The organism is Agrobacterium sp. 22-221-1 (assembly GCF_053522445.1).
The window spans coordinates 188,976-214,882 of sequence record NZ_JBNWCL010000002.1 but is presented as its reverse complement, the minus strand read 5'-3'; the positions used below and the strand labels follow the sequence as shown (position 1 = coordinate 214,882).

Annotated in this window: 21 protein-coding genes; 11 read left to right on the top strand and 10 right to left on the bottom strand. The window is 60.8% G+C overall.

The window, feature by feature from the left end; translation table 11 throughout:
• Positions 1–28: 28 nt before the first annotated feature.
• Positions 29–2,347, bottom strand: coding sequence for an EAL domain-containing protein (locus ACQZ5N_RS04515; protein WP_269832128.1), 2,319 nt, complete (start codon positions 2,345–2,347; stop codon positions 29–31).
• A gap of 343 nt (positions 2,348–2,690) precedes the next feature.
• Between ACQZ5N_RS04515 and ACQZ5N_RS04510 the strand changes: the two genes are divergently transcribed.
• A complete protein-coding gene (locus ACQZ5N_RS04510) occupies positions 2,691–4,049 on the top strand; it encodes an amidase (protein ID WP_448732225.1) in 1,359 nt (452 codons plus the stop codon).
• 173 nt (positions 4,050–4,222) lie between these two features.
• On the opposite strand, the gene ACQZ5N_RS04505 is transcribed toward ACQZ5N_RS04510, so the two are convergent.
• Genes ACQZ5N_RS04505 through ACQZ5N_RS04495 form a run of 3 tightly spaced genes read right to left on the bottom strand, consistent with a single transcriptional unit; the run spans position 4,223 to position 7,235 of the window.
• Positions 4,223–4,864, bottom strand: coding sequence for a ThuA domain-containing protein (locus ACQZ5N_RS04505; protein ID WP_448732224.1), 642 nt, complete (start codon positions 4,862–4,864; stop codon positions 4,223–4,225).
• Positions 4,865–4,880: 16 nt separating this feature from the next.
• A complete protein-coding gene (locus ACQZ5N_RS04500) occupies positions 4,881–5,981 on the bottom strand; it encodes a Gfo/Idh/MocA family protein (protein ID WP_448732223.1) in 1,101 nt (366 codons plus the stop codon).
• 54 nt (positions 5,982–6,035) lie between these two features.
• Entirely contained in the window at positions 6,036–7,235 is a 1,200-nt protein-coding gene (locus ACQZ5N_RS04495; protein WP_196379089.1) for an ROK family transcriptional regulator, read from the bottom strand.
• Between the two features lie 197 nt (positions 7,236–7,432).
• On the opposite strand from ACQZ5N_RS04495, the gene ACQZ5N_RS04490 reads away from it, so the two are divergent.
• From ACQZ5N_RS04490 to ACQZ5N_RS04465, 6 genes are all read left to right on the top strand, one after another.
• Entirely contained in the window at positions 7,433–8,734 is a 1,302-nt protein-coding gene (locus tag ACQZ5N_RS04490) for an ABC transporter substrate-binding protein (RefSeq protein ID WP_448732222.1), read from the top strand.
• A gap of 68 nt (positions 8,735–8,802) precedes the next feature.
• Positions 8,803–9,741 (top strand): carbohydrate ABC transporter permease, encoded by a 939-nt coding sequence (locus ACQZ5N_RS04485; RefSeq protein WP_448732221.1) that lies wholly within the window; start codon positions 8,803–8,805, stop codon positions 9,739–9,741.
• The gene (locus tag ACQZ5N_RS04480; RefSeq protein WP_448732220.1) at positions 9,734–10,582 is read left to right on the top strand and encodes a carbohydrate ABC transporter permease; all 849 of its coding nucleotides are present in this window, start codon (positions 9,734–9,736) and stop codon (positions 10,580–10,582) included. Before ACQZ5N_RS04485 ends, ACQZ5N_RS04480 begins: the two co-directional genes overlap by 8 nt.
• A gap of 17 nt (positions 10,583–10,599) precedes the next feature.
• The gene (locus ACQZ5N_RS04475) at positions 10,600–11,673 is read left to right on the top strand and encodes an ABC transporter ATP-binding protein (protein ID WP_448732219.1); all 1,074 of its coding nucleotides are present in this window, start codon (positions 10,600–10,602) and stop codon (positions 11,671–11,673) included.
• A gap of 144 nt (positions 11,674–11,817) precedes the next feature.
• Positions 11,818–12,870, top strand: coding sequence for a sugar phosphate isomerase/epimerase family protein (locus tag ACQZ5N_RS04470; protein WP_059757362.1), 1,053 nt, complete (start codon positions 11,818–11,820; stop codon positions 12,868–12,870).
• A gap of 21 nt (positions 12,871–12,891) precedes the next feature.
• The gene (locus ACQZ5N_RS04465; protein WP_448732218.1) at positions 12,892–14,079 is read left to right on the top strand and encodes a Gfo/Idh/MocA family protein; all 1,188 of its coding nucleotides are present in this window, start codon (positions 12,892–12,894) and stop codon (positions 14,077–14,079) included.
• 261 nt (positions 14,080–14,340) lie between these two features.
• Here ACQZ5N_RS04465 and ACQZ5N_RS04460 read toward each other — a convergent pair whose 3' ends face one another.
• The 3 genes from ACQZ5N_RS04460 to ACQZ5N_RS04450 all read right to left on the bottom strand — a co-directional run bounded on the left by ACQZ5N_RS04460 (position 14,341) and on the right by ACQZ5N_RS04450 (position 16,352).
• Positions 14,341–14,589 carry a hypothetical protein gene (locus ACQZ5N_RS04460; protein WP_059757328.1) on the bottom strand — a complete coding sequence of 83 codons (249 nt, stop codon included), beginning with the start codon at positions 14,587–14,589 and terminating at the stop codon, positions 14,341–14,343.
• A 118-nt stretch (positions 14,590–14,707) separates the two neighbouring features.
• Positions 14,708–15,994: a glycerate kinase type-2 family protein gene (locus ACQZ5N_RS04455; RefSeq protein ID WP_448732217.1), complete on the bottom strand. Its 1,287-nt coding sequence runs from the start codon at positions 15,992–15,994 to the stop codon at positions 14,708–14,710.
• A gap of 4 nt (positions 15,995–15,998) precedes the next feature.
• On the bottom strand, positions 15,999–16,352 hold the full coding sequence (locus ACQZ5N_RS04450) for a DUF1304 domain-containing protein (protein ID WP_003523762.1): 354 nt from the start codon (positions 16,350–16,352) through the stop codon (positions 15,999–16,001).
• 228 nt (positions 16,353–16,580) lie between these two features.
• Between ACQZ5N_RS04450 and ACQZ5N_RS04445 the strand changes: the two genes are divergently transcribed.
• The 3 genes from ACQZ5N_RS04445 to ACQZ5N_RS04435 are packed head-to-tail and all read left to right on the top strand — an operon-like array spanning position 16,581 to position 22,049.
• Positions 16,581–17,345, top strand: coding sequence for an ImuA family protein (locus tag ACQZ5N_RS04445; protein WP_448732216.1), 765 nt, complete (start codon positions 16,581–16,583; stop codon positions 17,343–17,345).
• Positions 17,260–18,777, top strand: coding sequence for a Y-family DNA polymerase (locus ACQZ5N_RS04440; RefSeq protein WP_448732215.1), 1,518 nt, complete (start codon positions 17,260–17,262; stop codon positions 18,775–18,777). Before ACQZ5N_RS04445 ends, ACQZ5N_RS04440 begins: the two co-directional genes overlap by 86 nt.
• Complete coding sequence (locus ACQZ5N_RS04435; protein WP_448732214.1) at positions 18,774–22,049, top strand: error-prone DNA polymerase; 3,276 nt, start codon at positions 18,774–18,776, stop codon at positions 22,047–22,049. Before ACQZ5N_RS04440 ends, ACQZ5N_RS04435 begins: the two co-directional genes overlap by 4 nt.
• Positions 22,050–22,063: 14 nt before the next feature.
• Here ACQZ5N_RS04435 and ACQZ5N_RS04430 read toward each other — a convergent pair whose 3' ends face one another.
• Both ACQZ5N_RS04430 and ACQZ5N_RS04425 read right to left on the bottom strand, forming a co-directional pair.
• Positions 22,064–22,702 carry a class I SAM-dependent methyltransferase gene (locus ACQZ5N_RS04430; protein ID WP_448732213.1) on the bottom strand — a complete coding sequence of 213 codons (639 nt, stop codon included), beginning with the start codon at positions 22,700–22,702 and terminating at the stop codon, positions 22,064–22,066.
• Positions 22,703–22,785: 83 nt separating this feature from the next.
• Positions 22,786–23,724, bottom strand: a complete 939-nt coding sequence (locus tag ACQZ5N_RS04425; RefSeq protein ID WP_080854619.1) for an AraC family transcriptional regulator — start codon at positions 23,722–23,724, stop codon at positions 22,786–22,788.
• 182 nt (positions 23,725–23,906) lie between these two features.
• On the opposite strand from ACQZ5N_RS04425, the gene ACQZ5N_RS04420 reads away from it, so the two are divergent.
• Positions 23,907–25,124, top strand: a complete 1,218-nt coding sequence (locus ACQZ5N_RS04420) for an MFS transporter (RefSeq protein ID WP_269829478.1) — start codon at positions 23,907–23,909, stop codon at positions 25,122–25,124.
• Positions 25,125–25,170: 46 nt separating this feature from the next.
• Here ACQZ5N_RS04420 and ACQZ5N_RS04415 read toward each other — a convergent pair whose 3' ends face one another.
• Complete coding sequence (locus tag ACQZ5N_RS04415; RefSeq protein WP_003523755.1) at positions 25,171–25,905, bottom strand: FadR/GntR family transcriptional regulator; 735 nt, start codon at positions 25,903–25,905, stop codon at positions 25,171–25,173.
• Positions 25,906–25,907: the final 2 nt, after the last annotated feature.

The following is a 25,907-nucleotide window of genomic DNA, read 5'->3' as shown; positions in this document are numbered from 1 at the left end:
TATGTCCTCTGGGCCGGCGGCCGGTTTCTCAAATGGCTTTTTGTGGCGGGCAATAGGTTTCCTGTGTCGGTCGACCGATATCGCCGAATTCATCTTTCGCAATCGGCGCGATGACGGCGCGGTTCTTGAGAATGCGGGCAAGCGGCGCGGGCTCGGCAAAATAATAGCCCTGCGCTTCGTCGCAGCCGGAAAGCTTGAGCGCTTCGACCTGCTCCCTGTTTTCAACGCCCTCGGCGGTGACCTTCAGGCCGATCTGTTCAGCCATGTCGATGACGGTGTTGACGATGGCGGAACACATGGGATTGGACGGCAGGCCGGAGACGAATTCCCGGTCGATCTTGATCTTGTCGAAGGCGACATGGGTGAGCGTGCTGAGGCCCGCATAGCCGGTGCCGAAATCGTCAAGCGCGAGGCGAACGCCCCTTTCCTTCAGCAGTTTCAGGGCTCGGGCGCTGTTATCGCGCTCCAGCATGACCGTTTCCGTCACTTCCAGTTCAAGCCGTTCCGCCGGGAAGCCGGATGTTTCCAGCGCCCGGTCCACTATCGGTACGATGTCGTCATTGCTGAGCTGAACGGCGGATAGATTGACGGCGAGCCTGATATCCTTCGGCCATGTCATCGCATCTCTGCAGGCCTGCGCCAGAACCCATTCGCCCAACGGCTTGATGAAGTTGTTTTCTTCGGCAAGCGCGATGAAGCGGTCCGGTGCGATGAGGCCAAGCTTGCTGTGCCGCCAGCGGGCCAGCGCTTCATAAGCGACGATGCGACCGCTCTGCAGATTGACGACCGGCTGGTAATGCAGCTCGAATTCCTGGTTTTCGAGCGCGGATTTCATGTCTATTTCCAGCGCATGCTTGTGCTGCGCCGCCATGTCCATGCCAGGCTCATAAAAGACGAAATAGCCGCAGCCCATGGATTTCGCCCGGTAAAGGCCGAGATCGGCATGTTGCAGAAGCTGCGTTGCGGATGTGCCGTGGCCCGGCGCGCAGGCGATGCCGATGCTGGTATCGATGCTGATATCGCTGCCTTCGAGACTGAAACTGCGCGAGACGGCATGCACCACCCGCGCGGCCAGCATCGCCGCATCGCTCTCGCAGTCGCCGTTTGCCGATTGTATGATCGCAAATTCGTCGCCGCCGAGACGGCTCACCATGTCGTTTTCACCCAGCACGGCGGAAATCCGTGAGGCCACCGCCACCAGCAGGGCATCGCCGGCGGCATGTCCGAGTGTATCATTGACGGCCTTGAAGCGGTCCAGATCGAGCAGCATGACATTGAACGGCTGGCCTGACGCGGCAAGCTGTTCGAGACGGTTTTCCAGCGTCTTCATCAGCAATACGCGATTGGGCAGCCCGGTCAGCGCATCGTGATGGGCCATATGTTCCAGCTGCTGCGCCATATCGCGAATCTGCCGCAGGCGTCCGCGTTCCAGAACAGCTTCGCGCAACGTCTCGATGGCGGTGGCCATGTCGCCGATCTCGTCCCGCCGCTCCTGAAACGGCGTGGCGACATCCGTTTCCTCGCGGGCGATCCGAAGCGTCGCCTGCACCAGCGCCGGGACCGGTTTCAGGAAATGCCGGGCGATGACGGTCACCAGCACGCCGGTGACGGTCAAAACCACGATCAGCGCGGCGAGCGAATTATAAATGAGCTTGCGCTGCGCGCCATAAAGCGCGTCCGAGCCGCCGATGCTGACGGCGACCGCGCCGATGGGTTTCTTCGTTTCCGTGCTGATGATCGGCAGCAGGCCGATATAATGGCTGGATTCGCCGATGGTCGCAAAACCGGTGGAAAAACGCGCGGCGACCGCATCCCGGGAAAAGATGGGATCGGTGGCGAGCGGCTTTTCATCGTCATCGGTGGCGTTGTCGAAAGCCGCCGCGATCTGTCGGAAGCCGGAATCCGCCTCGTCATAACGGAAAAGCCAGACGGCATTCTTGGTCTGTGCGCCGATAAGCGCGAGAACGTCGCTGGGGTTGAAGCCAGTGACGAGAATGGATTCGTCGTCGCCGATGGGCTTGTCGGTCAAGATGCCGTTGACCTGCCCGTCGGCATCGGCGGTGACGCTGACATAGGTGTAGATGCTGCGAAGCGTGGCGCTGGCGATCTGCGAATTGACGCGCGCCTGGTTGAGCCATTGCTCGCTGGCGGCGGCGACGAACATATACCAGCCGACAAGTGCGCCGATGCTGTAGGAAAAGATCACGCCGCCGAGGAATATCAGGGTTATCTTGCTGGCGAGCGAACGCCGCCGCGAAAACCGGCCTGTTTCCGGCTGCGTTGGCGAGCGAAGCGTGTGGCCCGGTTCAACCTGTCTATCTGTCCCGCGATAGGCAGTCTCTTCCATTCGCGATAGTCCCCCGCGATGTCGCGTTATAATTGTTTTATGGAATTTTATAGGGCATGCATTTCAATGCTGTCTGCTAAATAATTCAACAAAGTTTAGATGCGATTAAGAATTAATCCGTCTTTTTATAGTCGTAGCTTATATAAGAGATGGCGTTCCTGCACCTCAGGTTGAAAAAATCGGAGGTTAGAAATGAATCGTCAAGGATAAACTCCAAAATTCTGCGATCTCCGCCATGTTTCCCAATCCGGTATGTCTCTCATCGATAGCGCGGCGATTGGCCTTGCCAACTGGCCGATAAACGGCATGTTGTGCGCAACATGCCGCTTTCAGGGAAGATATCATGGCTCATAAAGGCAAAAACATCGCGCAGCTTTCCGTTCTCCTCCAGAGCGGCCATCTCGATCCGCGTGCCCTGGTGGAAGAGACGCTGGATGCGGTTGGCGGAGAGGACGATCAGGCGATTTTTGTCGAGTTGACGGCAGCGCGGGCGATGTCGGAGGCGGAAGCTGCGGCAAAACGCATTGGTGATGGCCGTTCCTGTGGTGTGCTCGATGGTATTCCGGTGGCCTGGAAGGATCTGTTTGACCTTGAAGGCATGGCAACCACGGCCGGATCGACGGTGCTTGCGAACGATAAGCCTGCGTCTCGCGACGCGGATGTGGTGACGGCGCTGAAACAGGCGGGCATGATCTGCATCGGCCGCACCAATATGAGCGAATTCGCGTTTTCCGGTCTCGGCATCAATCCGCATTACGGTACGCCCCGCAATCCTGCTTCTACGGATGGTCACCGTCTGCCGGGCGGCTCTTCGTCGGGTGCGGGCGTCGCCGTGGCTGCCGGTCTGGTGCCGGCGGCGATAGGCACCGATACCGGCGGATCGGTGCGTATTCCCGCTGCCTTCAACGGCGTGGTGGGTTACAAGGCAAGCCGTGGCCGTTATTCGATGCGCGGCGTTTATCCCTTGGCGAAAAGCCTCGATTCACTCGGTCCGCTCACGCATACCGTACAGGACGCCGTCTGGGTGGATGCCGCCATGCGCGGCAAGGCGGCTGCCGATCTCACGCGCGCGCCTCTTTCCGGCCTGTCGTTGGTGGTGCCGGAAACCGTCTTTTTCGATGGCATCGAGGATGGCGTCGCAGCCGCTTTCGAGCGGGCGGTGGAACGTCTTGTCCGCGCCGGTGCCTCGGTGCGGCGGCAGGCATTCCCGATTTTTTCGGAACTGTTCGATCTTATCAAGGAGAAGGGTGCGCTGGTGACGGCGGAGGCCTTCGCCCTGCACAAGACCCGGCTGGAAGGTGCCGACGCCGCCCACATGGACCCGCGCGTGGTGGCCAGAGCAGGGCTCGGCGCGAATATTTCCATGCCGGACTATATCGCCATCATCGAGGCGCGCGAACGCATGACGGCGGCGTTTTCCGGCATGATTGGCAGGCAAGAACTGCTGGTGTCGCCGACATTGCCGCATGTCGCGGCCAAGGTCGCGCCGCTTCTCGAGAGTGACGATGCCTTTTTCGCCATGAATGCGAAGACCCTGCGCAACACCCAGATCGGCAATTTTTTCGATCTCTGCGGTGTTTCGATTCCTTGCGGAACCGGCGATGCGGGCATGCCGGTCGGCCTGCTGCTTTCCGGCCTGCACGGCACTGATGACCATGTGCTGGGTGTCGCGATGACGGCGGAAGAAATCGTTCGGGGTTGAGGAGAGGGCGGTTCACACAGCCATTCTCCGTCACCCCGGACTTGATCCGGGGTCCAGCGCGATCAAGTCCTTGATCGTGAAAGACTCCTGACGCCGCGCAGACGCGCGGCTGCTGGATGCCGGATCAAGTCCGGCATGACGGGGAGAGTACTTGGCCGCCTCCTCCCATAGCCTCAACGCGCTGCCCAATTCGCGCCACGGCGGAACATGGTTTTCATCTGCGGCACGGAGAACTCCTTGGCCTGATGGCCGAGCGCCGAATAGAAGACGCGGCCCTTGCCGTATTTGCGTTTCCAGACCACCGGCATCACCACGCCGTCGATCCACCAGGCATGGTCGCCTGTAAACTTTGTCGTCGCGAGAACCTCGTTTGAGGGGTCGACATGCATATAATATTGCTCCGACGTATAGGGGAAATCGGAAATCCCCTCCATCAGCGGATCGTCGGGGCGGGTGATGTTGATGTGGTAGTCGATGATATTGCCGGGATGGGCGACCCACTGGCCGCCGATCATGAACTGATATTCGACGCATTCGCGGAAACTGTCGCCTGCACCGCCATGAAAACCGGCAATGCCGACGCCGTTTTCCACGGCGGCGGTGAGATTCTTGATCTCTTCCTTCTCGATCTTCGACATGGTGACGATGGGTACGACGAGGCTAAGATCATGTACTGAAGGATCGGCGAAGGCCTCCGTGCTGTGCTCGACATAGACCTTGAAACCGTCCTCCTCCAGCATGTCCTTGACGATGGTGGCGCATTCCTGCGGCTCGTGGCCGCTCCAGCCGCCCCAGACGATGAGTGCTTCGCGCATTATTTCCTCCTCCGGATTATTTGCCGAGCTGGCCGTCGACCAGCGATGTTTCGAGCGGAGCAGGGCGCTCCGCCTTGGTGGTGATGGAAACTGTGGTGCCGCTGTCCGATGCCGTCTGGAAGGCTTCCATGACCTCCAGCACATGCAGGGCAAGATCGCCATTGGCGCGATGCGGGCGGTTTTCGCGGATCGCATGGGCCATATCCGCTACGCCTATCGAGCGGTAATTGCCGTCCGCATAGGGTGATGAGAGCGCTTGCGGCTCGAACTGGCCGCCCTTTTTCAGCAATTGCACCTCGCCGCCAAAATGGTTTGGATCTGGCACGATCAGCGTGCCTTCGGTGCCGTAGAGTTCCAGCGGCACATGTTTGTGGCCCGCCACATCGAAGCTCATGCCCACCTGCACCACGGCACCATTCTGGAACGCCAGCACGCCGGACACATGAGTGGCAACATGAACGGGGATTTTTTCGCCGTTTTTCGGCTCGCTGGTGATGAGGCGCTCATTGCGCGGCGCGATGGCAAAACCCGCGACTTTGGCGACCGGGCCGAACAGGTTGACGAGATCGGTGATGTAATAGGGTCCCATATCCAGCATCGGCCCGCCGCCAACCTCGTAATAAAAGGCCGGGTTGGGATGCCAGCGCTCATGGCCGGGGCACATAAAGGTGGCCGTTCCGCCGACCGGCTGGCCCAGCACGCCCTCATCGATCAGCCGGCGTGCGGTCTGGTGCCCGCCGCCGAGGAATGTATCCGGAGCCGAGCCGATGCGCAGGCCCTTGGCCTTTGCCGCATCCGCAAGGCGTTTGCCCTCGGCGAAATTGATGCCGAGCGGCTTTTCGGAATAGGCGTGTTTGCCGGCGTCAAGCGCGCGCAGTCCCACCTCCACATGCGCCTTGGGGATCGTCAGGTTGACGATGATCTCCACGGAAGGATCGGCGAGAAGCGCGTCGATGCTGGTTGCCTTAAGGCCGAATTCATCGGCGCGGGCTTTCGCGGCCTCCGCGTTCATATCCGCAAGACCGCGAATGTCGAGAATGGGAAACGACGCCATGGCCTTGAGATAGGCGCTGGAGATGTTGCCGCAGCCGATGATGCCGATACCGACCCTGTTCATGTGATTTCCTCCCGTAAATCAGAAATGTCGAAGCCCGCCGCTCTGCCCTGATGGCTAAAGCGCCGGCCCCGTTGTGTTCCATGGCGATTCGTAAAGCTCGTAGAGCGCGACCGCCGCAGCCCCCTGCGCCCAGAGCTCGTCGCTCGCAATGTCGAAAACCAGCTCGGCGACGCCGGCCAGTGAAGGCGGCACGGCGGCGTTGTAGCTGTCACGAATACTGGCGATGAAGGGTTCGCCAAGCTCGAGGCTGGAGCCGGTGATGATGACCCGCGGCGGCGCAAACAGCGTGACGATATTGGCAAGCGTCAGGCCCAGCGCCGCGCCGGCGCGCAGGGCTGCCGCAATGAGATCGTGATCTTCAGCTGCAATCAGCGCATGGGCGTGCTGCATGCCGCGACCAAGCCGGATCGCCTCGGCAAAGCGCCCGTCCACCGGGCGCGAGCCTAAAATGGCGTTTTCACCCGCCTGGCTCGCCAGCCGTACCGTGCCATCATTGGCAAGGCCGATGACGAGATCGCCGAGATTGTGGCTGAGGCCGCCGGCGCCGCGAAACAGCTGGTTCTGGTGCAGAACGCCAAGCCCGAGTGTCTGTTCGAGCGAAATCAGCACCATGTCCTCCAGATCGCGGGCATGGCCGAACCAGTGGTGGGCGAGCGTGATGGCGTGGGCGTCGCTTTCGATGATGGTCGGCGAATTCAGCCGCGCTGTCATTTCCTCGGCAAAATTGACGTTCACTTCCCGCAAAATCGGGCTGCTGCGGATTTTCCCGGTGCGATGTTCGATAACGCCGGGCAGGCCAAGGCAGACCATGTCCACATCTTCCAGCGACAGCCCGGCATCGACCACACAGCGCCGCACACCGTCCTCCACCAGGTCGGCGATGACGCCGATGGGCTGGCGGTCGACACGGATCGGCAGAGCAAGCGTCGAAAGCACGTTGCCGCAGAAATCGGTGACGACGAAGACCATGCGGCTTGCGGCGATCTTGGCGCCCACCACGCGGGCGGCATCCGGGTTTAGTTCCAGCATCACGCGCGGCCTGCCGCGCGCGCCTTCAGTGCGGATATCGCCGATATGACGGGTAAGAATCAGCCCGTCATCGAGCAGCGAGGCGGTGATCGCCGAAACGGTGGTGGTGGAGAGTTGTGTTCTTTCGCTGATTTCCACACGCGAGATCGGCCCGTGACGGCGGATGCTATCCAGCACGCTCAGCCTGTTGATCGCGCGCATCAGTTCTGGGTCTGCGGTCTTCATGGGGGTCCTGCTGCGATCGATGCCTGTTCGTGAAGCCGATTTATATCGGGTTGCGGATTAAATAACGGTGTAGGGGAGGGGTGTGTCAAGCTGTTTGGGCAAAAAATCGGCATAGCGCCTTGACATTGGGCGAGGCCTAATGTGAATTAATCCGCATTGGGGAATAAATGAGGAAATCCCCAGGGAGGATCACAATCATGACGATTTGGCACGCAGGCGCAAGCCTGAGCGGCAGGCTGACAGGCTTTGCCACAACGACAAGCATTGCTCTCATGCTCGGCGCGGCCAGCGCCTCGGCCGCAACGGTCGTTAAATGGATGCATGTGGAACTGGACCCGAAAGCCGTGGCCGTCTGGGAGGAAATTGCCAAGGATTTCGAGACCAAGCATCCTGATGTGGATGTACAGCTGCAATTTCTGGAAAACGAAGCCTTCAAGGCGAAATTGCCGACCCTCCTACAATCCAACGACGTGCCGGATTTCTTCTATAGCTGGGGTGGCGGCGTTCTCGAAGAACAGTCTAAAACCGGTGCGCTGAAGGATCTGACCGAGGTTTTCGACGCCGATGGCGGCAAGCTCCGGCAGGCCTATAACTCCTCCGCAATCGACGGCCTGTCTTTTGATGGCAAGGTCTGGGCCGTGCCCTACAAGGTCAGCCTCGTCAGCTTCTTTTATAACAAGGAGCTGTTTGCCAAGGCTGGCGTGAAGGCGGAAGACATCAAGAGCTGGGATGATCTCGGCGCCACGGTCAAGAAGATCAAAGAAGCCGGCATCGTGCCGATCGCCGGTGGCGGCGGTGAAAAATGGCCGATCCATTTCTACTGGAGCTATCTCGTCATGCGCAATGGCGGGCAGGCCGTGTTCGATGCCGCCCGCAAGGGCGAGGGCGAAGGTTTCATGGATCCGGCCATTATCAAGGCCGGCGAGCAGCTGGCCGAATTTGGCAAGCTGGAACCCTTCCAGCCCGGCTATCTCGGCTCCACCTGGCCGCAGGCGCTCGGCGTCTTCGGTGACGGCAAGGCGGCGATGATCCTCGGTTTCGACAATACCGAAGCCAACCAGCGCAAAAATGCCGGTGACGGCAAGGGGCTGGCCGCCGACAATATCGGCCGCTTCGCCTTCCCCGTCATCGAGGGCGGCGCGGGCAAGGCCACCGATACGCTGGGCGGCCTGAATGGCTGGGCGGTCACGAAAAACGCGTCCAAGGAAGCAATCGATTTCGCGGCCTTCCTGACCAGCAAGGAAAGCGAAGAAAAGATGGCGGCTGCCGGCATGATCCTGCCGGTTGCTACGGGTGCGGACGGTGCGGTGAAAAACCCGCTGTTGGCGGATTCGGCCAAGCAGCTTGCCGGTTCCACCTGGCACCAGAACTTCTTCGACCAGACGCTGGGCGCAGCCGTCGGCCGCGTCGTCAACGACGTCTCCGTCGAGATCGTCTCCGGCCAGATGAGCGCGGAAGAGGGCGCCAAGCAGATTCAGGATGCTTTCGAGCTTCGCTGATTGTTTTCCATGACGGCGCCGCGCAGGACGCGGCGCCGCAATATCTGCCTCAATGAAAGCGGATAGATATGACGGATATTTCCATGACTTCTGCGTCGATACCGGCGCGCGGCGCGGCGAAGACCAAGCGCAAGCAAAGCTCGGTCGCGCATGACCGGTCGCTGACCCTTCTGGTCTTCCTGCCGCCCGCCCTGCTGCTCTTTACCCTGTTCGTCATCCTGCCCATGGGCGAGGCGGCATGGTACAGCCTTTACCGCTGGAACGGCTATGGCACGCCGACCGATTTTGTGGGCCTGCGGAATTTTCAGGTCCTGTTCGGCAATGCTGCCTTCTCGCAGGCCTTGATCAATAACGGCCTCATCATCCTGATTTCCGTATTGATCCAGATCCCGTTGGCGATCTGGCTTGCGATGATGCTGGCGCACCGCATTCCCGGCGTCGTTGCCTTCCGGCTGGTTTTCTTCCTGCCCTATGTGCTGGCGGATGTCGCAGCCGGTCTGATCTGGCGTTTCGTTTATGACGGCGATTACGGCCTGTTTGCCGCCATCTCCAATTTCTTCGGCTTTGCCAATCCTTACGTGCTGGCCGACAAGGATGTGGCGATCTATGCCGTGCTCGGCGTCATCGTCTGGAAATATTTCGGATTTCACATGATGCTGTTCATCGCCGGCCTCCAATCCGTCGACAAGAATGTGCTGGAAGCCGCCGAAATCGATGGCGCTTCCGGCTGGCAGAAGTTTCGTTATGTCACCTTGCCGATGCTCGGCTCCACCGTTCGCCTGTCCGTCTTCTTCGCGGTTATCGGCTCATTGCAGTTGTTCGACATGATCATGCCGCTCACCGGCGGCGGGCCGTCCAACTCCACGCAGACCATGGTTACCTTCCTCTACACCTACGGCGTCATGCGTATGCAGGTGGGGCTTGGCAGCGCGGTCGGCGTCGTTCTTTTCATCATCTGCGTGACGCTCGCCTTCGGTTACAAAAGGATTTTCATGCGCCATGACTGATACATCCGCCTCCGTCCGCATGCCGCTGCAAACCAAGCTTTATCTTTACATATCGCTGAGCCTGATTGCGGCCATTGTGCTCATACCGTTGCTCACCACCGCGCTTGGCGGCTTCAAGACGCTGGGAGACCTGCGCGTCAACCCGTTCGGCATTCCTGCCGAATGGCAATGGGCCAATTATGGCGATATCCTCTTCGGCAAACGCTACTGGCTGCAAATCTTCAACTCGCTGGTCATCGCGCTGTTGACGGTGTTCCTGACGCTGACCGTTTCGGCCATGGCCGCCTTCACGTTCGCGCATGTGAAGTTCTTCGGCTCGTCCTTCCTGCTCAATTATTTCCTGCTGGGACTGATGTTTCCTGCGGCCACGGCCATCCTGCCACTGTTCATCCGCATCCGCGATCTGGGCCTGCTCGATACCTATTGGGGTGTGGTGCTGCCGCAGGTGGCCTTCGGGCTTGGCATGAGCATTCTCCTGTTCCGCAATTATTTTCGCAATCTGCCGGAAGAGCTGTTTCAGGCAGCCTTCGTGGATGGCTGCGGTTATCTGCGGTTCTTCTGGCACATTTCCGTGCCGCTATCGCGGCCGATCGTGGCGACCGTCGGCATCGTGTCCTTCGTCGGCAGCTGGAACAGCTATATCCTGCCGCTGATCATGCTGAATTCGGAATCGAAATATCCCTGGCCGCTCGGCATCATGGTGTATCGCGGTGAATTCGGCACCGAATGGCAGCTCGTTCTCGCCTTCATCACGCTGACGATCCTGCCGACCGTCATCGTCTTCTTCCTCGCACAGAAACACATCATCGCGGGCCTGACGGCCGGTGCCGTCAAATCGTGACTTGAAAGGAGCAAAACATGGCTTCCGTCGAACTTAGGGATATCGCCAAGTCCTACGCCGCGCTCGATGTCATTCACGGCATCTCGCTTGATATTACGGATGGCGAATTCATCGCGCTGGTCGGTCCTTCCGGCTGCGGCAAGTCCACCCTGCTGCGTATGATCGCCGGGCTGGAGGAAATCACCGATGGAGATATTCTCATCGGCGACAAGGTGGTCAACGGTATGACCCCGCGTGAGCGCAACATCGCCATGGTGTTCCAGTCCTATGCGCTTTATCCGCATATGACGGTGGCCGAAAACATGGGCTTCAACCTGAAGCTCGCCGGCCAGCCGAAAAATGTGATCGAGGAGCGCGTGGCGGAAGCCGCTCGCATGCTCGATCTCGGCAAGCTTCTCGACCGCAAGCCCTCGCAGCTCTCCGGCGGCCAGCGCCAGCGTGTCGCCATGGGTCGCGCGGTGGTGCGCAATCCGGCCGTCTTCCTGTTCGATGAGCCGCTGTCCAACCTGGACGCCAAGCTTCGCGTGCAGATGCGCAGCGAAATCAAGGCGCTTCATCAGAAAGTCGGCACCACCTCCATCTATGTCACCCATGACCAGATCGAGGCGATGACACTGGCGGACCGGGTCGTGGTGCTCAATCATGGCCGCATCGAGCAGCAGGGTACGCCGCTCGAACTTTACAAGACACCCGCCAATCTCTTCGTCGCCGCCTTCATCGGCTCACCGGCCATGAACCTCATCGAATGCGTGGTCGATGGCGAGGGAGACCAGCCGGCGGCCCGGCTGAAGGACGGAACCGCGATCCGCATTGCCGCCTCTCGAAAGGTCAAACGCGGCCAGCCGGTGACGATTGGCTTGAGGCCGGAACATATCGGCTCGGCCATCGGCGGCGATGTGTCGCTCTCCGGCCGGACACTGCTGGTGGAGCCGACAGGTGCGCAGACCCATGTGATCTTCGAACTGGCGGGCGATCAGGTGACGGCGGTGGTGGATGGCGAGCAGCCGGTCAAGGTCAACACTCCCTTTGCCGCCACCGTGCACCATGAGCGTGTGCACGTCTTCGACAGGGCGAGCGGACTGGCGCTTTAAGCGCCTTCCGCATTTTCAACGAAATGCGGAAATTCTCTCGTCCCTCCGCTTTTGGGGCTTGTTTGAAAATCACGAGCGGTTAGCTTGGCGCTTGGGAAAAAAGCGGATTACCGCGAAACTGTATCGATGCAGGAGGAGATTTTTATGAGAACGATCAAGGGACCGGGTCTTTTTCTCGGCCAGTTTGCCGGTGATGCCGCACCCTTCAACAGCTGGGACGGCATTACCAAATGGGCGGCGGAAAAAGGCTACCTCGGCGTGCAGGTGCCGACTTGGGCCGGGCAGCTGATCGATCTCAAAAAAGCAGCGGAATCGAAAGACTATTGCGACGAGTTCGCTGGTGTCGCACGCCAGAACGGCGTGGAAGTGACCGAGCTTTCCACCCATCTGCAGGGCCAGCTTGTCGCCGTTCATCCCGCCTATGACGAGGCCTTTGACGGTTTTGCCGCACCGGAAGTGCGCGGCAACCCCAAGGCGCGTCAGCAATGGGCGGTGGAGCAGGTGAAGCTGGCGCTGAAGGCGTCGAAAAATCTCGGCATCAAGGCGCATGCGACCTTCTCCGGTGCGCTTGCCTGGCCCTTCGTTTACCCGTGGCCGCAGCGCCCGGCTGGTCTGGTGGAAACGGCCTTCGACGAACTGGCGAAACGCTGGACGCCGATCCTCGATTACGCCGATGAGCAGGGTGTGGATGTCTGCTACGAAATCCATCCCGGTGAAGACCTGCATGATGGCGTGACCTTCGAGATGTTCCTGGAGCGGGTGAAGAACCACAAGCGCGCCAACATGCTCTACGATCCCTCGCATTACATTCTGCAATGCCTCGATTATCTCGACAATATCGACATCTACAAGGACCGCATCAAGATGTTCCACGTCAAGGATGCGGAGTTCAACCCGACCGGACGGCAGGGCGTTTATGGCGGTTATCAGGGCTGGGTCAACCGCGCGGGCCGGTTCCGTTCGCTGGGCGACGGGCAGGTGGATTTCGGTGCGGTTTTCTCGAAAATGGCGGCCAATGATTTCGATGGCTGGGCCGTGGTCGAGTGGGAATGCGCGCTGAAGCACCCTGAAGACGGTGCTCGGGAAGGAGCCGAATTCGTCAAGGCGCATATCATCCGCGTCACGGAAAAAGCCTTTGACGATTTCGCATCGAGCGGCACGGACGATGCGGCTAACCGCCGTATGCTTGGGCTTTGAGAGCATTTCAGGGGAGATATTATGGCTATTGAAGGAAAGACAACCGACAAGGCGAACAAGCGGATTCGCCTTGGCATGGTGGGCGGCGGTTCGGGTGCATTTATCGGCGGCGTTCACCGCATGGCCGCGCGGCTCGACAATCGTTTCGATCTCGTGGCGGGGGCCCTGTCCTCGACGCCGGAAAAATCCCTCGCCTCCGGCCGTGAGCTGGGGCTCGATCCCGAGCGTTGCTACGGTTCGTTCGAGGAGATGGCCGAAAAGGAAGCGCTGCGCGAGGATGGCATCGAGGCGGTGGCGATCGTCACGCCCAACCATGTGCATTATCCGGCCGCCAAGGCGTTTCTGGAGCGCGGTATTCATGTCATCTGCGACAAGCCGCTGACCTCCAATCTGGAAGATGCCAAAAAGCTGAAGCAGGTGGCCGACAAGGCCGATGCCCTGTTTATCCTGACGCATAATTATACCGGCTATCCCATGGTGCGGCACGCGCGGGAACTGGTGGAGGCCGGTGAACTCGGCAATATCCGTCTGGTGCAGATGGAATATCCGCAGGACTGGCTGACGGAGGCGGTGGAACAGACCGGTGCGAAACAGGCTGTCTGGCGTACCGATCCGGCGCAATCGGGCGTCGGCGGCTCCACCGGCGATATTGGCACCCATGCCTATAATCTCGGCTGCTTCATTTCCGGTCTGGAAGCGGATGAGCTGGCGGCGGATGTGCACACTTTTGTCGAAGGCCGCCGGCTGGACGACAATGCGCATGTGATGCTGCGCTTCAAGCAAAAGGGCGGCAAGCAGGCGGCCAAGGGGCTGCTCTGGTGCAGCCAGGTTGCGGTCGGTCACGAAAACGGGCTGAAGGTTCGTGTTTATGGCGACAAGGCCGGCATCGAGTGGACGCAGGCGGACCCTAACTATCTCTGGTTCACGAGGCTTGGCGAACCCAAGCAGTTGATCACCCGCGGCGGCGCCGGGGCAGGGGCTGCCGCAGCACGCGTCACCCGCATTCCGTCCGGCCACCCGGAAGGTTATCTCGAAGCCTTCGCCACCATCTATACCGAGGCAGCGCATGCCATCGAAGCCCGCCGCACCGGCTCGACGCTCGACAAGGCGGTGATTTACCCCACCGTGGATGACGGGGTTAAAGGTGTCGCTTTCGTCACTGCCTGCATCGAGTCCGGCAAGAAGAATGGCGGCTGGGTGAAGCTGTAAGATTGTGCGCGGCGTATTTCTTCTCCCCGCCGGGGAAAAGGTGGCCCGAAGGGTCGGATGAGGGGGCAAGCTCTCGGTTTATCTCTACCGGTGCCCCTCATCCCGCTGCCGCGACCTTCTCCCCCTCGGGGAGAAGAAACAAGCGGCGCGCGCTTGCGTCATCGCGCAGCTCTTTGGGCTTAGGACTATCGGTTAACGGCAGAAGTTGACGGCGGTAGGGTGGCCGGGATGTGGAGCTTGGTCTGCCATCTGACGACGTTATCAATTAACGCGTGTCGTCTGCTGCTGCACCCTTTCCGTTATGGGGCAACCGTCCTGAAGCTTGGTCCAGGACGAAACGTTGAGCTTCATCTCGCAGCGCGCAAGATAAGAGCCGCCATCGACCTTCAGGCAGGATGTCTGGCCGAGCTGGAACATGACACCGCGATTTCGGCATTTGCAATTGTGGGCATCCGCCAAAGTCGGAATAAGGGCCATGATCAGGCCAAGTATGAGCACTCCAGGTCGCATGGCTGAGGCTCCAAAGAATATCCCGCCAGATTACTCCTGTCCGAGGGCATAGTCAAAACGTCTTCCCTCCGCGATCCACGCGCGGGAAAGCCCGTAGTCGCTGCAAACTTCTCCGCTATCACCCGATCAAAATCGCGCGGATATCATTCACATTCGTCAGCGTCGGCCCCGTCACGACAAGGTCTCCTGCTGCCCTGAAAGCGGTGTAGCTGTCGTGGCCCACGAGCGACTGACGCGGATCGACACCGGCTTCGCGCATGCGGGCAAGCGTGTCCGGTGTTACTACCGCACCTGCCGCATCCTCCACGCCGTCTATGCCGTCGCTATCGCCGGCAATGGCCCAGATGCCGTCCGCACCTTTGAGCGTCAGCGCAAGGCTTAGCAGGAATTCCGTATTGCGGCCGCCCTTGCCGGCCGGTCCTTTGTCGCCAACGCCCCTGTTCAGCGTCACTGTGGTTTCGCCGCCGGAAAGCAGCACGGCCGGGCCTTTGACAGGCAGGCCCTTACGGCTGGCGGAAAGCGCGATGCCGGCCATGACAGCGCCGACATCTTTTGACTCACCCTCCAGTGAATCTCCGAGGATGAGCGGCGTAAGGCCAAGTTTCACCGCCTCATCCGCTGCGGCCTGCAGGGCGAGCGAAGGAGCCGCGATGAGCCGGATATCCTCGTCGATATCGCCCGCCTTCGGGGTTTCCTCGCCTTTTTCCAGCGCCTTGCGCACGTTTTCGGGAAGATCGAGCGCATAACGGGAGACGATTTCCCGCACGGTTTCAATATCGCTCGGATCTGCAACCGTCGGGCCGGAGGCGATTTCGGAGGGATCGTCTCCCGGCACATCGGAAATCAGCAGCGAAACAACCCTGGCCGGTTTGGCAGCCAGCGCCAGCCGCCCGCCCTTGATGCGGGAGAGATGTTTGCGCACGGCGTTCATTTCGGAAATCGTCGCGCCGCTGGCCAAAAGGGCACGATTGACGGCCATCTTGTCGGCAAGCGTCATGCCTTCGGCCGGCGCGACCATCAGCGCCGAACCGCCGCCGGAAATCAGGGCGATGACCATGTCGTCGGCGGTCAGGCCTTCAACGGCGGCGAGAATGCGTTTTGCCGCTTCCGCGCTTTTATCGTCCGGCACGGGGTGCGAGGCCTCGATGATCTCGATGCGTGTGGTCGGGACGGCATGGCCGTAACGTGTCACCACCACACCGGAAAGATCGACATGCGGCCATGCCGCTTCGAGCGCGGCAGCCATGGCGGCGGAAGCCTTGCCGGCGCCCACCACCACGCAGCGGCCTTTGGGCGGGGAGGGAAGGTGGTGTTGCAGCACCTTTGCCGGATCGGCGCTTGCCACTGCCGCCATGAAAATCCGGTTGAGGGCGTCTTTTGCGCTGTGATCGTTCCATGCCCTCATCGGTTCATGCTCCGATCCAGAGGAAGCCGAGCGCGAACAATGCCGGCAATGCCTGAATGAACAGGATCTTCATATTGGCGGTGATGGCGCCGAAAATACCGGCCACCAGAACGCAGACGAGGAAGAAAACCTTGAAGCTCAGCCCTTCATCGCCCTGCATCAGCCCATAGATCAGCCCCGCTGCGAGAAAACCGTTATACAGTCCCTGATTGGCGGCCAGTACTTTCGTCTGCCGGGCGAAATCCGCCGAAAGACCGAAGGCCTTGCGGCCGGCTGGTTTTTCCCACAGCAGCATTTCCAGAATGACGATGTAAATATGGATGGCCGCAACCACGGCAATCAGAATGCTGGCGATCATCGGCGATTTCCTCCAAACCATGATGTCCGTTGCCGGCGGCTGTCAGGGTAAAACAGGTGGCGAGCGGACAATTCCGTTTTAACGGCAGGACAGAGGGCCGCAAGGTCAGAATCCTCTCTTCCCGTGCAAACTGTTGAAGACCGGCAGCCTATTGCTTGACTCTTTGCTGAAATAGGAACAAAACAGGAACAATAAAGATGAATAACCGGAATTGAAACCTGTCATGCCATGCAAAAGCGCGCGGATCAGTTGCTCGTTGTCGAAGAGCTGCATGAAAGGCTGGAAAGGATCGGTAACGGCGCTCCGCGCCTGCACGAGACCTTGCCTTTCGGCGTGGATGCCATCGACCATCGCCTGCCGGGAGGCGGGCTGAAGCTCGGTTGTCTGCATGAGGTGAGCGGCGGCGGCAATGGCGCTGCCGATGGCGCGGCGGCGGCCCTTTTTTCGGCCGGCGTGGCGGCAAGGCTTTCCGGCAAGGTTTTATGGTGCGTCACCCGCCGGGATCTGTTCATGCCGGGGCTGACGCAGGCCGGCCTGTCGCAGAACCGGCTCATCATCGTTGAATGCCGCGATGAGAAAGGCGTGCTCGACTGTTTCGAGGAGGGACTGCGCTGCAATGGTTTCGGCGCGGTGATGGGTGAGGTGGCGAAACTGCCAATGAACGCCTCGCGGCGGCTGCAACTGGCAGCGGAAACCTCTGGCGTTACCGGCATCGCCATCCGTCGTTTCCGGCGTCTGGCCGATGCGGCGCTGTTCGGAGAGCCGACGGCGGCGGTGACCCGCTGGCGCATCTCCGTCCGGCCCTCTTCTCCCTTGCCGGTGCCGGGGGTGGGCAGGCCGCGCTGGTTCCTGGAACTTTTGCGATGTCGCGGCGGCGAAAGTGCCGAATTTGAAGTGGAAGCCTGTGATGCAAAGGGTCGTCTCGCTCTACCTGCCGACATGGCCGACGGATCGTTTCCGGCGTCTTTCGGGCAAGGACGCGCCGCCGGTTGAAAAACCTCTGGTCATGATCGGCCGCCAGGGCAGCCGCCGGCTGGTGCTGGCGCTCGACAAGGCGGCAAAGGCGGCGGGCATCCGGCCCGGCACGCCGGTCAGCAAGGCGCAGGCGCTGGTGCCGGGCCTTATCGTGGAAGATATGGATACGGCTGGTGATGCCTGCGCCCTGCAGCAGCTGGCCTTTCATTTCCTGCGCATCTATGCCCCCATCGTTGCCGCCGACCCGCCGGACGGGCTGGTGCTGGACACGGGGGGGGCGGACCATCTGCACGGCAATGAGGCGCTGATGCTGAGCGGCATGGTCAACCGCCTGCATGCCGCCGGTTTTGCCGCCCGCGCCGCCATTGCCGATAGCTGGGGGGCTGCCCATGCGCTGGCCCGTTTCGGCCGTGAGGAAATCAGCATCGTGCCACCGGGCGGGCAACGGGCGGCGGTTAGCGTTTTGCCATTGGCCGCGCTCAGGCTGGAAGAGCGTATTGTTTCCGGGCTGAAAGCGCTTGGTTTCCGCAGCATCGGCGAGCTGGCCGATGCGCCGCGCGCACCGCTGACCCTGCGTTTCGGGCCCGAACTCGTGCGCCGTCTTTCCCAGGCTTCCGGAGAAATCGGCGAACCCATTGAACCGGTGCGCGTGGCCGAGCTGGTGGAGGTGCGCCGCGCCTTTCCCGAGCCGATTGCGGCGGCGGAAACGATTGCCCGTTATACGCAGAAGCTGGTTGCGGAGCTTTGTGTCGCGCTGGAAAAGCGCGGCCTCGGCGCCCGCCGTGTCGATCTGGTGCTGCACCGGGTGGATAGCGGCCTGCAGGCGGTGCGGGCCGGCACCTCCAGACCGGTGCGCGATGTCAAACAGCTTGTCCGGCTGCTGACCGACCGTATCGACACCATCGATCCCGGTTTCGGCATCGAAATGATGGTGCTGACCGCCACCCATGCCGAGCCGCTTGTCGCCGCACAGGCCCGTTCTTCGCTTCTGGAGGAGGGACGTGCGGACATCGCCGATACGGTCGATGTCATTCTCAATCGCGGCCACAGGGTCTATCGTTATGCGGCGGTGGCGAGCGATGTGCCAGAACGCTCCGTTGCCCGCGTTGCGGCCCTTGCGCCTGGGGATACGCTCGGCTGGCTCGGCCACTGGCCGCGCCCGGTCAGGCTTTTTTCAAGGCCGGAACCCATCGAGACGCTGGCGCTGCTGCCGGATCATCCGCCCCGTTATTTCCTCTGGAAGGGCGTGCGCCACAATGTGCGGCGCGCCGACGGGCCGGAGCGGGTGTTCGGCGAATGGTGGAAACGCGACCGGGAAAAGGCCGCCGTGCGCGATTATTTCACGGTGGAAAATGAAAGCGGCGAGCGCTTCTGGATTTTCCGCTCCGGCGACGGCGAACATGCCGAAACAGGCTCGCAGGGATGGTTCATCCACGGGGTTTTCGCATGAGCATGCCGCTTTATGCCGAACTGCAGGTGACCACGCATTTCTCCTTCCTGCGCGGTGCAAGCTCCTGTGAGGAGCTGTTCGAACAGGCCAAAAATCTCGGCATCGAGACGCTGGGCATCGTGGATCGCAACAGCCTTGCGGGCATTCCCCGCGCTTACGAAGCCGCCAATAATCATGGCATCCGCCTCGTCATCGGCTGCCGGCTTGATCTGGATGATGATATCTCCGTGCTTGCCTATCCCATGGATCGCCCGGCCTACGGCCGGCTTTGCCGGCTGCTTTCCGTTGGCAAGAAAAGGGGTGGCAAGGGCAAATGCCGGCTGACATGGGATGACCTCGTCGCCTATGGCGAAGGCCTGATCGTGGTGCTGCTCGCCGATCTGGCCGACGATCTCTGCGCCTTTCGCCTGCGGCGACTGAAGACAGCCTTTGCGGACCGGGCTTATATGGCGCTTAGCCTCCGAAGGCGGCCCAACGACCAGATGCGGCTTTTCGAATTGTCGAACATGGCGGAAGCGGCTGGTGTGCCGACCGTGGTGACCAATGACGTGCTGTTTCATGTGCCCGAGCGGCGCATGCTGCAGGATGTCGTCACCTGCATCCGGCATAATTGCACCATCGACGAGGCGGGTTTTCGGCGCGAACGCCATGCCGACCGCTATATGAAGCCGCCGCAGGAAATGCACCGGCTGTTTGCCCGCTACCCCGAGGCGCTGGCCCGCAGTCTTGAAATCGCGAAGCGCTGCACCTTTTCGCTGAAGGAACTGGTCTATCAATATCCAGAGGAGCGCACCCTGCCGGGGCTGACAGCGCAGCAGGCGTTGGAAAAGCTCGTCTGGGAGGCGGTATCGGAGCGCTATTCGGATGGCGTGCCGGAAAAGGTGGAAAAAGCGCTGCATCACGAGTTGGACCTGATCGGCAGGCTGGAATATGCGCCGTATTTCCTGACGGTGAATGCCATCGTCCAATTTGCGCGCGGGGAAGATATTCTGTGTCAGGGTCGCGGTTCTGCGGCCAATTCGGTGGTGTGTTACGTGCTCGGTATCACCGCCATTGATCCTCTCAAGGTCGATCTCCTGTTCGAGCGTTTCGTTTCGGAAGAACGGCGCGAACCGCCTGACATCGACGTGGATTTCGAACATCAGCGGCGCGAGGAGGTCATCCAGTGGGTTTATAAAACCTATGGCCATGACAAAGCCGCGCTGTGTTCTGTCGTCACCCGTTATCGCGGGCGCGGGGCGCTACGCGATGTTGGCAAGGTTCTCGGCCTGCCGGAAGATTTGACCAAACTTCTGTCCTCGCAGGTCTGGCGTTGGAGCGAGGGTGTGGATGAAAAGCAGGTGAAGGAGCTGAACCTCAATATGGAGGATCGCCGCCTGAAGCTCGCTTTCGAGCTTGCCAACCAGCTTGTCGGCACGCCACGCCATCACAGCCAGCATCCGGGGGGCTTCGTTTTGACCCATGACCGGCTGGACGAACTGGTCCCGATCGAACCCGCTGCCATGGATAAGCGGCAGATCATCGAATGGGACAAGGACGATATCGATATCATGAAGTTCATGAAGATGGACTGTCTGGCGCTCGGCATGCTCTCTTGCATGAAGCGCGGCTTCGATATTCTGGAGGAGCGGACAGGCAAGAAGCACGATCTGACTTCCATGCCTGATGATGATCCCGCAACCTTCAAAATGATCCAGAAGGCCGATACGCTTGGCACCTTCCAGATCGAAAGCCGGGCGCAGATGTCGATGCTGCCACGCCTGAAGCCCGCAAAATTCTACGACCTCGTCATTCAAGTGGCCATTGTCCGCCCCGGCCCCATCCAGGGAGATATGGTACACCCCTATCTGCGCCGCCGTGACAAAAAAGAGGAGGAGCACTATCCGAAAGAGGAACTGAGAGGTGTGCTGGGCAAGACGCTCGGCGTGCCGCTGTTTCAGGAACAAGCCATGCGCGTCGCCATCGAATGCGCGGGTTTTTCACCCGGCAAGGCGGATCAGTTGCGCCGTGCCATGGCAACCTTCAAGAATGTCGGCACCATCTCCAAATTCAGGCAGGATCTGATTGATGGCATGGTGGAGCGCGGTTATGAGCAGGACTTCGCCGAACGTATCTTCAAACAGCTCGAAGGTTTCGGCAGCTATGGTTTCCCCGAAAGCCATGCGGCCTCCTTCGCGCTGATCGCCTATGCTTCCTCATGGCTGAAGTGCCATCATCCCGATATTTTCTGCACGGCGCTTCTCAATTCGCAGCCCATGGGGTTTTACGCCCCGGCGCAGATCGTGCGCGATGCGCGTGATCATGGCGTGGAGGTGCGCCCGGTCTGCGTCAATAACAGCCGCTTCGATTGCACACTGGAACCGACTGGCAAGAGGGATGCCAATGGCAAAGAACGTTATGCCGTGCGGCTCGGCATGCGTCTGGTGAAGGGGCTTTCCAATAATCATGCTGCCGATATCGTCGCCGGCCGGCAGGACCGGGCTTTTGCCTCGGTGGATGATCTCTGGCGAAGGGCCGGCGTTCCCGCCGCTGCCCTCGTCTGCCTTGCGGAAGCGGATGCCTTTCTGCCGTCGCTTTCGCTTGCCAGACGCGAGGCGCTGTGGGCCATCAAGGCTTTGCGGGATGAGCCGCTGCCGCTTTTTGCCGCCGCCGCCAGCCGGGAAAATACTGTCGTGGACGAACTTCAGGAACCCGCCGTCGCGCTCAGGCCGATGACGGATGGCGGCGAGGTGGTGCAGGATTACGGTCATGTGGGGCTCACCCTGCGCGAACATCCCATGTGCTTCCTGCGGCGCGATCTTTCCCGCCGGCGCATCGTTACCTGTGCGGAGGCGGTGCGCGTCCGTGATGGTACATGGCTGGAAACGGCGGGTCTGGTGCTGGTGCGCCAGCGTCCCGGTTCGGCCAAGGGCGTGATTTTCATGACGCTGGAGGACGAGACGGGCATTGCCAATGCGGTGCTGTGGGTAAAAACCTTCGAAAAGTACCGGCGGGTGGTGCTTTCAGCCGGCATGGTCGGCATTTACGGCAAGATCCAGCGGGAAGGCGAGGTGGTGCATCTGGTCGCCCACCGGCTGACCGATCTGTCGGAAGCGCTGGCAAGCGTGGGCGAGCGCAACCGTGCCTTTCCCCTGCCGCATGGGCGTGGCGATGAGTTCCACCACGGCATGCCGCCGGAGGATCATCGCACTATTAGGAAACGCCCGCCGGCTACAGTCGATGATGACGATGAGGTGGAGCGGATAAAGGTCATTTCCCGCAATTTTCATTGAAAAGGCAGTTCAGATTATCTTTTTCGCGCCACGATATAAGGCCGCTTGTCATTGCCCTTTGTCGCGTGGAATTCCGTGGCCAGAATGTCGAAGCCTCCGGCTGTTATATGCCGGCTCAACTCGGTGGCGGTGAAGATGCCGGCATAGGGCGCCTTGCCGATTGCGCGCATGGCCGGCAACACAAGGCGGATGAGTGGGTTCATATCGCCGACGCAGGGTGTCTTGGTGATGAGAAGCCCCTGCGCGGCGAGCAGGGAATGGATGCGCTGCAATGTACCGGGCAGATCGCGGACCAGATGAAGGTAATTGAAACCCAGCACCGCGTTAAACTGCGCAGGGTTGGGCACAAGCGTTTCCACGGTCGCCATGCTGAAAACGAGGTTGGTGAGAGAGCCGGCGGCGTGTTTTCTTTCCTCGGCAATCGCGATCATGTCGGCGGAAATATCCGTCGCAAGATAGTTTTTGACGCCGCCTGCCAGCCGGATTGCCGTTGTCCCGGTGCCGCAGCCCAGTTCCAATACCCTGTCATCCGGGTTCAGCAGGGCGAGGGTCCGTTCCAGCGTGCGCGCATATCCGGTTTCGTCCGAAATCCTGCCTCCGGCATATTTCCGGGCAGTCCGGTTCCAGAAACGGGCGTCGTCGGCAATGCTCATGGTGGATGCTCCCCGAACCGAGCGCTTTCGCGTCAAGCGGATCTGATTTCACCCCGTATCCATATCCGTTTTATTTGAAGCTTTTAAGCCGCATCCTCCAGCCCGGCCGTGTCCTTCCTGCGGAACTGGCTGGGCGGCGCACCGAGCACGCGTTTGAAGGCGCGGCTGAAGGAGGCTTCGGAATCGTAACCGAGCTTTTCCGCCGCCAGCGTTACGCGCATGCCTTCGCGCAGCCACAGCCGCGCCTGATGCATGCGCACGCGCACCACATAACGGGCCGGGCTTTCGCCCACCACGCGGGTGAAACGTTCCGCGAAACTGGAGCGGGATGCGCCCATCAACGAGGCAAGCTCCTCCACGCTCCAGTCCTTTTCGGGGTTGAGGTGGATGGCGGCCAATACCCGCCCGAGTTCGGGATTGCGCACGGCGGCCAGCCAGCCGCTGGAATCGCCGCAGCCATATTCCACCCATGTGCGGATCAAGGTCGCCGTCAGCACATCGGCAAGCCGTGCCAGAATGCCGCCCGCGCCGACACGGTTCAGTTCCACCTCGCGCGTCATGGCTTCCAGCAGATGGGGGATAGCCGGGTCGCTTTTGGCCAGATCGCTGGTCAGCATCACATCCGGCATCAGCTGCAGCAGCGGGTGCAGATTGTCCATGTTGAAACGCATCGAGGCGGTAAAGGCGACGGTATCGCCGCCGGCGCTCGCACATTCCATGTCGAAGATGCCCTGGCAGACTTCCTTCTTGCCGAAGCGGTCGAAAAGGGTGGGCTTCACATCCTCGCCGCTGCCCAGCACATGGGCGTGCCCTCGCGGCAGAAGCACGGCGTCGCCGCAGGTCAGCGTCAGCCATTCCCCGGAAGGTTTCTGCAATTTCGCCTGACCGACGCCGATGAAATGAAACCGCGCGGCTTCCTGTTCGGGAAAGGCCGTCGCCCAGGGTGTGGCCATGCGGCACCGGCCGTATTCGACACCATCGAGCCTCAGGCCACGCAACATTTCGGTCAGGGCATCATTCATGGCTTGCTCGCAAATTCGGATGTTTGGTTAAGGAATATGGATTTTCTAGCATGGAAACGCCGGGATGTCACGCATAGCTTATGTGCATCGATTTGCGGTTGTTGAACCGGACTCCCACCGGTTTCACCATTTCGCCTTTCCGTTTCAGGACGCATTCCGGGAATGCGCATCAGGAGATTTTCATGAACAACCGGACCATAAACGAGCTTGAATATGTGCCGCGCAAGACAGAGCCGGATGCGAAATGGGCGGCCGTGGTTTCGCTTTCGCTCGGCGTTTTCGGGCTGGTGACGGCGGAGTTCCTGCCGGTCAGCCTTCTTACGCCGCTTTCAGCCGATCTCGCCGTCAGCTCCGGCATCGCCGGTCAATCCATCACCGTTACGGCGCTGGTCGCGGCGGTCGCCGGCCCTGGCGTCGTCATCGGCACACGCAGCATCGACCGCCGCTGGACATTGCTTGGGCTGACCACGTTGCTGATCATTTCCAGCACGCTGGCCGCCTTCGCCAACGGTCTTTTCATGCTGTTCGCCTCGCGCGTCCTGCTCGGCATCGGCCTTGGCGGCTTCTGGGCTATGTCGGCGGCGCTGGCACTGAGGCTCGTGCCGCTTGAGAAGATGCCGCGCGCCATGGCCATCATCCTGACAGGGGTTTCGGTTGCCACCGTCTGTGCAGCGCCGGTGGGCGCGTGGATCGGCGCGACGCTTGGCTGGCGCTCGGCCTTTGTGGTTGCGGGTGCACTCGGTGTCATCGCACTTTTCGTGCAATTGCTCACCGTTCCGTCGCTGCCGCCGGCTGGCGCACCCGGTCTTTCCACAATGTTCCGCCTGTTGCAGCGGCCGCAGGTCCGGATCGGCCTTCTGACGACGCTGTTCATCGTTGCGGGTCACTTTGCCGGTTTCACCTATGTCCGTCCATTCCTGGAGGATGTGACGCTTCTTGGCGTCGAGGCGATTTCCCTCGTCCTTCTGGTTTATGGTGTCGGCGGCTTTTTCGGCAATCTTTTCGGCGGTTTCCTCTCCGAGAAAAACACGGCATGGGCAGTGACGTTCGCCGCGACTCTCATCGCGGCATCGGCCTCCGTTCTGGTCGTTGCGGGTGCGTCGCCCCTCGTTGCGGGTCTTGCCATCGCCTCCTGGGGCTTTGCCTTCGGGGCGCTTCCGGTCAGTGTGCAGAGCTTCATCACGCGGGCCGCTTCCGATGAAGCGGAAAGCGCCGGTGCGCTGCTGCTCACCACGTTCCAGATCGCCATTTCCAGCGGTGCGGTTCTGGGCGGCCTGCTGATCGATCTTCAGGGGGCGACGATGGTTTTCGTCTTCGTGGCGATTGCCGCCCTTCTCGGCGCATCGCTGATGGCGTCGCGCCGTGGCGTGGTGCCGCAGGTCGAGGCATCGCAGGGGTAATTGGTTGGAGAAAACGGACTCGCATCCCTGCGGGTCCTACTACTCCTCAAACCGTCTTGATTGCCTTCTGCGTCCGGTCTTTACCGACCTCGATCACGTGGCGCATGGCTTTCACCGCCGCATCCGCGTCACGCGCTGCAATCGCATGCACGATACGTAAATGATTGGACGCGATTTCGGCGATGGTGCCCGGCGAAGCGGCCGGCGACGAGAGCTGGAAGGAAATGGCAAGTGCTGCTTCGATCAGCCCGCTTGCCGAGCGCATGAAGGGATTGCCGGACATATGCGCCACGGCAAGGTGGAATTCGAGATCGACCTTGGCAATGCTTTCGGGCGTATGTTTCGGATTGTCGAATTTGGCGGCGATGACGTAAAGCGAAACGATATCGTCATTGGAGGCCTGCAGGGCCGCCGCCGCTGCCGCCGCCGGTTCCAGCGCCAGGCGGATCTCCGCCAGATGCGTGACGAATTCCTGGTCTATGCCGGCTTCGCAGCGCCAGCCCAGCACATCCGGATCGAAGAAGTTCCAGCTTGAGCGGTCGAGAACGCGGGTGCCGACCTTCGCCTTGGGCTCCACCAGCCGCTTGGCCGCCAGCGTCTTCATGGTTTCGCGCAGCACGGTGCGCGAGACGCCGAAGCGCATGGAGAGTTCCGCGTCATTGGGCAGCAGGGAGCCTTCCGCAATTCTGCCCGAAACGATGGCGCTGCCGAGTTCGGAGACCACATGGGCGTGGCTGTTCCGGCGTTTTCGCCCGCTTATCGTCGTTTCGAGCAGCCCCAAGC

What these genes read in the sequence shown, in the direction of transcription:
- ACQZ5N_RS04510 (WP_448732225.1), top strand. Translation starts at nt 2,691, where the DNA reads ATGGCTCATAAAGGCAAAAACATCGCGCAGCTTTCCGTTCTCCTCCAG.
- ACQZ5N_RS04515 (WP_269832128.1), bottom strand. Translation starts at nt 2,347, where the DNA reads ATGGAAGAGACTGCCTATCGCGGGACAGATAGACAGGTTGAACCGGGC.
- ACQZ5N_RS04495 (WP_196379089.1), bottom strand. Translation starts at nt 7,235, where the DNA reads ATGAAGACCGCAGACCCAGAACTGATGCGCGCGATCAACAGGCTGAGC.
- ACQZ5N_RS04465 (WP_448732218.1), top strand. Translation starts at nt 12,892, where the DNA reads ATGGCTATTGAAGGAAAGACAACCGACAAGGCGAACAAGCGGATTCGC.
- ACQZ5N_RS04450 (WP_003523762.1), bottom strand. Translation starts at nt 16,352, where the DNA reads ATGATCGCCAGCATTCTGATTGCCGTGGTTGCGGCCATCCATATTTAC.
- ACQZ5N_RS04445 (WP_448732216.1), top strand. Translation starts at nt 16,581, where the DNA reads ATGCAAAAGCGCGCGGATCAGTTGCTCGTTGTCGAAGAGCTGCATGAA.
- ACQZ5N_RS04505 (WP_448732224.1), bottom strand. Translation starts at nt 4,864, where the DNA reads ATGCGCGAAGCACTCATCGTCTGGGGCGGCTGGAGCGGCCACGAGCCG.
- ACQZ5N_RS04420 (WP_269829478.1), top strand. Translation starts at nt 23,907, where the DNA reads ATGAACAACCGGACCATAAACGAGCTTGAATATGTGCCGCGCAAGACA.
- ACQZ5N_RS04425 (WP_080854619.1), bottom strand. Translation starts at nt 23,724, where the DNA reads ATGAATGATGCCCTGACCGAAATGTTGCGTGGCCTGAGGCTCGATGGT.
- ACQZ5N_RS04500 (WP_448732223.1), bottom strand. Translation starts at nt 5,981, where the DNA reads ATGAACAGGGTCGGTATCGGCATCATCGGCTGCGGCAACATCTCCAGC.
- ACQZ5N_RS04440 (WP_448732215.1), top strand. Translation starts at nt 17,260, where the DNA reads ATGCAAAGGGTCGTCTCGCTCTACCTGCCGACATGGCCGACGGATCGT.
- ACQZ5N_RS04470 (WP_059757362.1), top strand. Translation starts at nt 11,818, where the DNA reads ATGAGAACGATCAAGGGACCGGGTCTTTTTCTCGGCCAGTTTGCCGGT.
- ACQZ5N_RS04430 (WP_448732213.1), bottom strand. Translation starts at nt 22,702, where the DNA reads ATGAGCATTGCCGACGACGCCCGTTTCTGGAACCGGACTGCCCGGAAA.
- ACQZ5N_RS04480 (WP_448732220.1), top strand. Translation starts at nt 9,734, where the DNA reads ATGACTGATACATCCGCCTCCGTCCGCATGCCGCTGCAAACCAAGCTT.
- ACQZ5N_RS04475 (WP_448732219.1), top strand. Translation starts at nt 10,600, where the DNA reads ATGGCTTCCGTCGAACTTAGGGATATCGCCAAGTCCTACGCCGCGCTC.
- ACQZ5N_RS04460 (WP_059757328.1), bottom strand. Translation starts at nt 14,589, where the DNA reads ATGCGACCTGGAGTGCTCATACTTGGCCTGATCATGGCCCTTATTCCG.
- ACQZ5N_RS04485 (WP_448732221.1), top strand. Translation starts at nt 8,803, where the DNA reads ATGACGGATATTTCCATGACTTCTGCGTCGATACCGGCGCGCGGCGCG.
- ACQZ5N_RS04435 (WP_448732214.1), top strand. Translation starts at nt 18,774, where the DNA reads ATGAGCATGCCGCTTTATGCCGAACTGCAGGTGACCACGCATTTCTCC.
- ACQZ5N_RS04490 (WP_448732222.1), top strand. Translation starts at nt 7,433, where the DNA reads ATGACGATTTGGCACGCAGGCGCAAGCCTGAGCGGCAGGCTGACAGGC.
- ACQZ5N_RS04455 (WP_448732217.1), bottom strand. Translation starts at nt 15,994, where the DNA reads ATGAGGGCATGGAACGATCACAGCGCAAAAGACGCCCTCAACCGGATT.